Annotated in this window: 1 tRNA gene; it reads right to left on the reverse strand. The window is 53.1% G+C overall.

The features are described from left to right. Window positions 1-14 precede the first annotated feature (14 nt). Window positions 15-100, reverse strand: a tRNA-Tyr gene (locus tag SB751_RS34395). Window positions 101-243: the final 143 nt, after the last annotated feature.

Below are 243 nucleotides of genomic sequence, written 5' to 3' on the forward strand. Positions count from 1 at the left end.
CAGCTTGCATTTTCTGGTGGAGGAGGTTGGATTCGAACCAACGTAGGCGTAAGCCAACAGATTTACAGTCTGCCCCCTTTAGCCACTCGGGCACCCCTCCGCAGAGAACTGACGATTATGAGGGAACAACCGCTCGATGTCAAGGCTTGCTTGATCGTTCCCACACCACAGCTTTCACCTATAAGGTAAATTCCTCTTCGCGTAAACGCACAAACCCCACCGGTGTGGGGTGGGGTCTGTGTT

It is taken from the genome of Cupriavidus sp. SIMBA_020, assembly GCF_046535395.1.
Taxonomy (GTDB): domain Bacteria; phylum Pseudomonadota; class Gammaproteobacteria; order Burkholderiales; family Burkholderiaceae; genus Cupriavidus; species Cupriavidus campinensis.